Genomic DNA, 9,271 nt, shown 5'->3' with positions numbered 1-9,271 from the left:
AAACCGCTGACCGACAGCGGGGGGGGCAGGGCAGGGGGGGGCGGGCGCGCCGAGCGGGCGCGCTCGGCGAGCAACGCATCGACGTCGGCGGTCCAGCCGTCGACGTCGGCACCGGCCGCGACCGCACCGGCCGACATGGCCTCGGCCACCCGCGCCGCGCCGCGTTCGACATCGCCGCGCCGTGAGGCCAGCGGATCCGCGGGCCAGATCGCTTCGATAACGTTGTCGCGCAGCGGGTTTCGCTCACCGTCGGGCGGTGCCGGGGCCCAGTGTTCCACCACCCCGCACGGTTCGCCGGCCGCGGTGGAACGGTCGATGATGTCCTTGATTTCGCACAGGAAGTCCGACGGGCCCCGGGGTTTCATCCCGGTGGGACCCCAGTGGTGGCCGGACACCAACAGGGTGTCCGCGGCCCGGGTGATGCCCACGTACAGCAATCGACGCTCCTCGTCGACGCGTCGCTGCTCGAGCTGGCGGCGATGTTGGGAGATCTTGTCCGACAGCTGCTTTCGGTTGGTGACGTCCGAGGTGTCGAGCACCGGGATGCCCAGCGCACCCGCCGAGGCGCGGTCGCCACGCAACAACGGCGGGAGCTCCGCGGCGTCGGTGAGCCAGCTGCTGCGCGACGCGGTCGACGGGAAGGTTCCACCGGACAGGTGTGCGACCGCCACCAGTTGCCACTCCAAGCCCTTCGCGGAATGCACCGTGAGGACCTGGACCCGGTCCCGGGCGGCCGTCAATGGAGCAGGGGCCAAGCCATTTTCGACCACCTCGGCCGCGTCGAGGTAGGCCAGCAGGCCCGCGACCGACGCCGCCGCCGTCGTGTCGGCCGCCGCGGCCCGCGTTCGTTCGGCATAGCCGGCGACCACGTCTGCGAACGCGTCGAGGTGTTCGGCGCCGGCCCAGCCGGCGCCGGCCCCTGCGGCGGCCCGGGCTTCGCAGTCGACGCCGAGCACCCGCCGGACCTCGGCGACCAGCTCGGGCAGCGAATGGCCGAGGTGGGCGCGCAGCGCGCTCAGCTCGGCGGCCAGCGCGGTGATCCGCCGATATCCCGCAACCGAATACGACCCGGCCGGCCCGGGATCGCCGATCGCGTCGGCCAGGCATGCGGTGTCGGCGTCCGGCCCCGCCGCCCTCGCGATCGACACGGCCGAGGGCGCGTCGTCGGGGCGTCCCCCGCAAGCGGGTGGTGCCCCCAGTCCCGCCGCGAGGGCCAGCGCGCGCCGCCACAGCGCGGCAACGTCCCGCCCGCCGAGGCGCCATCGGGGGCCGGTGAGCACGCGCATCGCCGCCGCCCCCGCGGTCGGGTCGGCAACCAGCCGCAGCATCGCCACGACGTCGGCGACCTCGGGCACCGACAGCAGGCCGGCGAGCCCGACGACCTCGACCGGGATGCCGCGGGCGCGTAGGGCGTCGGCAATGGGTGCGGCATCGGCGTTGCGGCGCACCAGCACCGCGGCGGTCGGCGGGCTGACGCCCTCGGCGCGGGCCCGCTGGTAGTGCCGGCGCACGTGGTCGGCGATCCACTCGCGCTCGGCTCCTGCGTCGGGAAGCAGCGCGCACGCGACCGTGCCGGGCAACGCGTCCGGGCGCGGGCGCAACGCATGCACGGCAACCGACCGCCGCCGCGCCTCCGCCGAGATGGCGTTGGCCAGCTGCAGGGCGCGCGGCGGGTTGCGCCAGCTGGTGCGCAGCTCCAGGACCGGCGCGGGGGTGCCATTGGCGTGGGGGAAGTCGGTGGTGAAGCGCGGCAGGTTGGTTGCCGACGCGCCGCGCCACCCGTAGATCGACTGAATCGGATCGCCGACGGCCGTCAGCGCCAACCCGTCGTCACGGCCTCCGCCGAACAACGCGGACAGCGCCACCCGCTGGGCGTGCCCGGTGTCCTGGTACTCGTCGAGCAGGACGACCCGGTAGCGGTTCCGCAGGTCCCCGCCGACCTGGGGGAAGTTCGCCGCCAGCCGGGCCGCCGAGGCCATTTGCATGCCGAAGTCCATGACCTTCCCGGTGCGCATTCGCTCGGCCAGCGCGTCGAGCAACGGCACCAGCTCGGCCCGCTCGGTCTGGGTGGCCAGCAGCCGGAGCAGCCACTGGCTGGGACCCCGCTCGCGCTGGTAGGGGCCCGCCGGCAGGGTGTGGACCAGCCGCTCCAGCTCCACGTGGGTGTCACGCAGCTGATCGGTGTCCACCAGGTGCTCGGCCAGCTGACCCCACAACCGCAGCACCATCGACGTGACCGCGGCCGGGCTCTTGTCGGTGTGCAGCTCACCCCGATATCCGTTGACCACGTCGAAGGCCAGCTGCCAGAGCTCGGTCTCGCTGAGCAACCGCGTGTCGGGCTCAACGGGCAACAGCAGGCCGTACTCGCGCAGCAAGGAGCCGGCGAAAGCGTGGTAGGTGCCGACGATCGGGCTGCCCGCCGGTTCGACGGGCGCCGGGCCCGTGGGGCCGGTCGGGCCAAGGCCGATGCCGGCCAACCGGGCCAGCCGGGAGCGGACTCGTCGCAGCAGCTGGCCGGCCGCCTTGCGGGTGAAGGTCAGCCCGAGCACCTGGCCGGGTTCGGCGTAGCCGTTGGCGACGAGCCACACCACGCGCGCGGCCATCGTCTCGGTCTTCCCTGCCCCCGCCCCGGCGATGACGACCAAGGGGCCCGGCGGGGCCGCGATGACCGCGGCCTGCTCGGCGGTCGGCGGGAAACACCCTAGCGCACAAACCAATTCGTCCGGGCTGTAGCGCGCGTTCACGGCGCCGACCCGTCGACGTGGGCCGGGCAGCACGGCCGCATCGGGCAGTGCGTGCACCCGTCGTTGCGCCGGGCGATGAATTGCGGCCCCGCGGTCGCGTCGGCCGCCGTGCGGACGAGCTCGCGCCACTCGTCGCGGGCGGCCGGCGTCAGCGGATCCTGCTCGCGTTCGACGGCGCCGCCTGCCCCCGTCTTGCCGATGTACACCAGCCGCGCACCGCCCGGTTCGCTGCCCGCGGCGCCGATCATGCCGTCGGCCACCGCGAGCTGGTACATGGCCAGCTGAGCGTGTTGCTGCGCGTCGTCCTTGCTGACCGGGGTTTTGCCGGTCTTGACGTCGACGATCACCAGCCGGCCGGCGCCGTCGCGCTCCAGCCGGTCGACCCGGCCGCGCAGCCGGACTTCGCCGCCTCGGCGGGCATTGTCGCGCGGCGCCGGTAGGGCCCCGTCGACGTCGACCTCGACGCCGACCTCGCTCAGTTCGGCTCGGGTCTGCGCCCGCCACTCGACGAACGCCCGGATCATGCCGCGGTACCGGGCCAGCTCGTTGGCCGAATGCCAGGGGGCGTCGAAGGGCAGCTGCTCCCACGCCCGGTCCAGCTCGGCCAGCAGTTGCGCTTCGCTTTTGCCCGGCTCGGCGATCAGCGCGTGCAGCACCGAGCCGATGGTGGACCGCAGATCACGGGGGTTGGTGCCGCCGTGGCGTTCGGCGAGCCAGCGCAGCGGGCAGTCGGTGAGGGTCTGCAGCGTCGACGGTGTCAACGTGACGGGCTCGTCGGGGCCGCGGAGCGGCTCGGCGGTGCTGACCGCGGTCAGGCCCTGCCAGGCCGCCGGGTCGGCGCCGGGCACACCGGCCTTGGCCAGCCGGGCCAATTGCGTTGCCGCACAATCGCGGGCCGCATCGTCCACGGCGCCCTCTGGTGCGCACACGACGCCGCGCAATCGGCCCACCAGCGCGGCCGCCGACAACACTCGCGGCGCTGAAATCGGCTGCACCGCAAAGGGATCATCGGTCGCCCACTGTGCGATCTCGAAGAAGAACGCCGAGGGTAGCGCGGTGTCGTCGCCCGCGCCGCCGGCGTCGCCGTCCACGGCGGTCACCAACAGCGCGCGCCGGGCCCGGCCCATCGCGGTGACCAGCAGCCGGCGCTCCTCGGCCAGCAGCGGCGCGATGGCCGAGGCGTCCTCGGTGATGCTGTCCAGCGCGTCGAGCAGCCGTTGGGTGCCCAGCACCCCGCCGCGCGGAATCGTGTTGGGCCACAACCCATCCTGCAGGCCCGCGATGACGACCTGATCCCACTCGTGTCCGAGCGCGGCGTGTGCGCTGAGCACCCTGACCTGTTCGGCTGTCGACGCCGGCTCGGGGTTGGCGCCGGGCAGCTGTAGCGCCGCGACGTGCTCGAGCAGTCCGCGCAACGACGCGCCGGACGTGCGGGACACGTACTGATCGGTGACGTCGAACAGCGCCGTGACCGCTTCCAGGTCCCGGGTGGCCTGGGCCCCCGCGGGCCCGCCGCGCTCGCTGGCCGAGAGCCAGCGGCGCTGCAGACCGGACCGGTGCCACGCCGCCCACAGGGTGAAGCGCGGATCTTGGCCGTCGCGGTGGCAGCGGGCGGCCGCGTCCAGCACGGCGCGCACCCGTCGCAGCGGGCGGGCGTGCGCGCCGGAAAGCGGCGCATCGGCGCGCAGGGCGTCGACCACCAGGTCGCCGAAATTCCTTGCCGCGCCGTCGGATAAGCGTTGCAGCGTGCGGCGCAGCTGCCGCAGCGAGACCGGATCGACGCGACCGATTGGCCCGGTCAGCAACGCCAGCGCCCGGTCGCCGTCGAGCCCCTCGGCGGTGGCCGCCAACACCGTCAACAGCGCCCGGGGCGCCGGCTCCTCGGACAACGGCCCGCCGAGCGCCGGAAGCGCCACCGGGACCCCGGCGGCGGCCAGGGCACGCTGCAGCCGCGCACCGACCCGGGGCACCGACCGGACGATGACCGCCATCTGCGACCACGGGACGCCGTCGACGAGGTGCGCACGCCGCAGCGCGTCGGCGATCATCGCGGCCTCCGCGTGCGCCGAGGCGGCCAGGCGCACCGCGACCGCGCCGTCGTCGGGCCCGGTGCCGTCGATCTGTCTGCCCCCGGTGCTGCCGGGCAGCCGGCGCGCGATGCCGCTGACGGCGCGCGCCACCGCGGGAGCGCAGCGATGCGATGCGGTCAGTGTCACCGACGGCGTATCGCCGTCGAGCAGGCCCGCCGGTTCACCGCCGCGGAACCCGAACACCGCCTGGTTGGGATCGCCCGCGACCAGCGTCAGGTCGGTTCCCGCCGCCAGCACCCGAACCAGCCGTGCCGCCTGCGGGTCGAGTTGCTGGGCGTCGTCGATCAACAGCACCCGGACCCGGGCGCGCTCGGCGGCCAGCAGCTCCGGATCGACCGCGAACGCTTCCAGCGCCGCACCCACTAGTTCGGCAGCGCCCAGCGCCGGCGTCGTCGCCTGCGGCGCCGCCGTCCCGACCGCCGCCCGCAGCAACATCACCTGTTCGTATTGCTGCGCGAACTGGCCGGCGGCGCTCCACTCCGGGCGCCGGCATCGACGGCCCAGCCGCTGCAGCTCCTGCGCGTCCACTCCGCGTTCGGCGCAGCGCGCCAACAAGTTTCGCAATTCGGCGGCGAACCCGGCGGTGCGCAACGCCGGCCGCAGGTGCGCCGGCCACGCGACCGCCGCGGCCGGGCCGTCGTCGAGGTCACCGGCGAGCAGTTCGCGAATGATGGCGTCCTGTTCGGCGCTGGTGACCAGGCGGGGCGGCGCATCGCCGGCGCGATCGGCGGCCCGGCGCAACACCGCGTAGGCGTAGCTGTGCACGGTGCGGACCATGGGCTCGCGAACCGCGGCGCGCCGCGCGCCGTCGGTATGCGACCGCAGCAGCGCCCTCGTCAAGGTGCTGCGCTCCCGCATCCCCAGCCGGCCGGAACCGGTAAGCAGCAGAACCGATTCCGGATCGACACCGGCGCCGATCCGAGCGGCCGCGGCATCGACGAGCAGGCTGCTCTTGCCGGTGCCGGGCCCGCCCAGGACGCGGATCATCCCGCGCGCGCCCGGCGCCAGCACGGCACCGGCGTCGGCGTCCCAGGCGAATGACCCCGACGTGAACGACATAGCGGCATGAGATCACGAGGGTCTGACAAGTCGGCCGCGCCCGCGGACCGCGACGGTCCGGCCTGGCATCATCGACGCGTGACCGATCGATGCGTGACCGGCGACCTTCACGTGCACCGCTACGGCCCCGCCGGCCCGGTGCGGATGCTCGCCCTCCACGGGCTGACCGGCCACGGGCAGCGCTGGCAGAAACTGGCCGACGCGCTGCCCAAAATCGCCGTCGCGGCACCCGATCTGCTCGGCCACGGCCGATCGTCGTGGTCGGCTCCGTGGAACATCGAGGCCAACGTCTCGGCGTTCGCCGCGCTGCTCGACGCCGAGGCCGCCAAAGGAGGGGGGCCGGTGCTGGTGGTCGGGCACTCCTTCGGCGGCGCGCTGGCCATGCATCTGGCCGCGGCCCGACCCGACCTGGTGGCGGGCCTGCTGCTGCTCGATCCGGCGGTCGGCCTGGACGGAACCTGGATGCGGGAGATCGCCGACGCCATGCTCTCCTCGCCCGACTATCCGGACGCCGCCGAGGCCCGCATGGAGAAGACGACGGGCTCGTGGTCGGACGTGGATCCCGCCCTGCTCGACGCCGAGCTCGACGAGCACCTGGTCGAGCTGCCGAGCGGACGGTACGGGTGGCGCGTCAGCCTGCCGGCGATGATGTCCTACTGGAGCGAGTTGGCCCGCGACATCGTGTTACCGCCGGCGGGAACGGCGACGACCCTGGTGCGGGCGATGTGGACCACGCCGCCCTACGTCACCGACCGACTCATCGCGGGTCTTCGACAACGCTTGGGATCCGATTTTCAGCTGCTCGACTTCGAGTGCAACCACATGGTGCCCTACGCCAAGCACACGGAAGTGGCCGCGCTGGCTCGCGCGCTACTGGACGGCCGCTGATCATGGCGCAGGTGACCGACGAGCAGGTCGAGCGGGTCCGCTCGCTTGTCGCGTCCATTCCGTCCGGCAGGGTGGCTACCTACGGCGACATCGCTGCCGTCGCAGGGCTTTCCAGTCCCCGCATCGTCGGATGGATCATGCGGGTCGACTCCTCCGACCTGCCCTGGCACCGCGTGATCACCGCATCCGGGCGTCCCGCGCGGCACCTGACCAGCCGGCAGCTGGAACTGCTGCGCGCCGAGGGGATTCTGGCCGTCGACGGCAAGATTCCGTTGCGTGAGGTGCGCTACGAGTTCCCGTCCGGGAGTTAGCGATTCAGAGCACCAACCGGACCAGCGCCGCGGTGCGGGCCAGGCCCGGGAAGGCTTCCGCCGTCGACCGCGGATGCAGGGCATGCACCGCGAGGCGAAACATCAACGCGCGCAACAACATCTGCGGCCACTCCGGCAGCGCGCTCCAGCGTTCGATTAGTCCGTCGTCGGCCTCGCCCCAGGACAACGCGTCGACGACGACCACACCCGCGGCCCATGACGCGGGTCGCCAGTAGGGCGTGATGTCGGTGATCCCCGGCGCGGCCGTGCCGATGAAAAGCACTGTGCCATAAAGGTCTCCGTGCACCAGCTGGTTGGGGCTCTTGGTGGGGCGGCGCAGGGTGGCGAGCTGGTGGATCAGCTCGACCGACCGCTGGGCGTCCGCGCTCGGCGGCGCGGTGCGCGCCCCCGGCGGCACCGAGGCCAGCGGCCGCTCCTCCCACGCGGCGCGATCCGCCGCGATGAAGACGTCGACGTCTCCCCACGGCGCGGTGGGCCCCTGGGTCAGGAATCGGGGGCGCTCCAGTTTGCCGGTGGCTTCGTGCAGCCGCACCGCCGCCGAGACCACCTCGTCGTGCCGGGCTTCTGGTGTGCCGGCGACGAACGTGTCGGCTCGCCAGCCCGAGACGACGTAGCGTCCGTCGGTCGAGCGGACCGGCCGGGCCAGGCGCACCCCGTCGACGAACAGCGTCTCGCGGACCCGCGCCGACCAGGCGGCGCGCGCGTGGTCGGCCACGATCGACAACACGACCTCGCCGCATCGCCAGCCGCCTTCCCAGCCGGCGCCGAGGGCGATGGGCTTGACACCGGTCAAACCGAACGCCGTCAGCACAAGTTCGGGCGGCGGCTCGAGGGTCACGCAGACCAGCCTAAACGAGCCCACCTGCGGAATTGCGTCAGTACATCACCATGTCGGGCTGCATTTGCTGGGCCCAGGCCACGATCCCGCCCTGCAGATGCACCGCGTCAGAGAATCCGGCCTTCTTCAGCGCGGCCAGCGCCTCGGCCGAGCGCACGCCCGTCTTGCAATACAGCACCGGCATCCGGTCCTGCGGCAGCTTCGCCAGACCCTCCCCGGAGTTGATCAATGACTGCGGGATCAGCTGCGCGCCCTCGATGTGATTGATGTCCCACTCCACCGGTTCGCGAACGTCGATCAGCGCCAGCTTCTTGCCGGAGTCGAGCAGCTCGCGCAACTCCCGCGGGGTGATGGTGGAGCCGGCGGTCGCGTCGGCGGCGTCCGAGGACACCACGCCACAGAAATCCTCGTAGTCGATCAGCTCGGTGATCTTCGGCGTCGACGGGTCCTTGCGGATGCTGATCGTGCGGTAGCTCATCTCCAGCGCGTCGTAGATCATCAGCCGGCCCAGCAGCGGTTCGCCGATTCCCGTGATCAGCTTGATGGCCTCGGTGCCCATCACCGACGCGATCGAAGCGCAGATGATGCCCAGCACACCGCCTTCCGCGCAGGACGGCACCATGCCGGGCGGCGGCGGCTCCGGGTACAGGTCGCGGTAGTTGAGGCCGCGCCCGTCGGGGGCGTCCTCCCAGAACACCGAAACCTGCCCCTCGAAGCGGTAGATCGAACCCCACACGTAGGGCTTGCCGGCCAGCACCGCGGCGTCGTTGACGAGATACCGCGTGGCGAAGTTGTCGGTGCCGTCCAGGATCAGGTCGTACTGCGCGAACAGGTCGACGGCGTTGCCGGGCTCCAGCCTGAATTCGTGCAACCGCACGTCGACCAGCGGGTTGATCGCGGCGATCGAGTCGCGCGCCGACTGGGCCTTGGACCGCCCGACGTCGGCCACGCCGTGGATGATCTGGCGCTGCAGGTTCGACTCGTCGACTACGTCGAAGTCGACGATGCCGATCGTGCCGACGCCGGCCGCGGCCAGATACAGCAATGCGGGCGCCCCGAGCCCGCCGGCGCCGATCACCAGCACCCGCGCGTTCTTGAGTCGCTTCTGCCCGTCGACGCCCAGGTCGGGAATGATCAGATGACGGCTGTAGCGGGCCACCTCATCGCGACTCAGCTGGCGTGCGGGCTCGACCAGCGGCGGCAAAGATGTCTGGGAAGTCTGGGACGCCTGGGACGTCGACACCGAACATCTCCTCGGTTGGCTTTCGTCAGCTCTATCCATCACAGCAGTTGCCCGAAACAACGGCAAACACCGACGGT

6 protein-coding genes are annotated in these 9,271 nt (G+C 72.5%); 2 read left to right on the top strand and 4 right to left on the bottom strand.

Features of this window, described 5'->3' with window-relative positions; genetic code table 11:
* Together A5747_RS15740 and A5747_RS15735 are read right to left on the bottom strand one after the other, a co-directional pair.
* Window positions 1-2,774: ATP-dependent helicase (locus tag A5747_RS15740; RefSeq protein WP_369805113.1), on the bottom strand; the 2,774-nt coding region annotated here is incomplete at its 3' end.
* Window positions 2,741-5,893 carry an ATP-dependent DNA helicase gene (locus A5747_RS15735; RefSeq protein WP_076125768.1) on the bottom strand — a complete coding sequence of 1,051 codons (3,153 nt, stop codon included), beginning with the start codon at window positions 5,891-5,893 and terminating at the stop codon, window positions 2,741-2,743. The genes A5747_RS15740 and A5747_RS15735, both read right to left, overlap by 34 nt.
* Window positions 5,894-5,986: 93 nt before the next feature.
* On the opposite strand from A5747_RS15735, the gene A5747_RS15730 reads away from it, so the two are divergent.
* The gene (locus tag A5747_RS15730; protein ID WP_076125802.1) at window positions 5,987-6,781 is read left to right on the top strand and encodes an alpha/beta fold hydrolase; all 795 of its coding nucleotides are present in this window, start codon (window positions 5,987-5,989) and stop codon (window positions 6,779-6,781) included.
* A gap of 2 nt (window positions 6,782-6,783) precedes the next feature.
* Window positions 6,784-7,092: an MGMT family protein gene (locus A5747_RS15725; protein WP_076125766.1), complete on the top strand. Its 309-nt coding sequence runs from the start codon at window positions 6,784-6,786 to the stop codon at window positions 7,090-7,092.
* 4 nt (window positions 7,093-7,096) lie between these two features.
* Here the strand turns inward: A5747_RS15725 and A5747_RS15720 are convergent, their stop codons facing one another.
* Complete coding sequence (locus A5747_RS15720; protein ID WP_076125800.1) at window positions 7,097-7,951, bottom strand: TIGR02569 family protein; 855 nt, start codon at window positions 7,949-7,951, stop codon at window positions 7,097-7,099.
* Between the two features lie 37 nt (window positions 7,952-7,988).
* A complete protein-coding gene (gene moeZ / locus A5747_RS15715; protein ID WP_076125764.1) occupies window positions 7,989-9,194 on the bottom strand; it encodes an adenylyltransferase/sulfurtransferase MoeZ in 1,206 nt (401 codons plus the stop codon).
* Window positions 9,195-9,271 lie beyond the last annotated feature (77 nt).

It is taken from the genome of Mycobacterium sp. IS-836, from assembly GCF_001954275.1.
Classification (GTDB): domain Bacteria; phylum Actinomycetota; class Actinomycetes; order Mycobacteriales; family Mycobacteriaceae; genus Mycobacterium.
The sequence above is the reverse complement of the archived record's forward strand: the minus strand, read 5'-3'. Positions and strand labels throughout refer to the sequence as shown.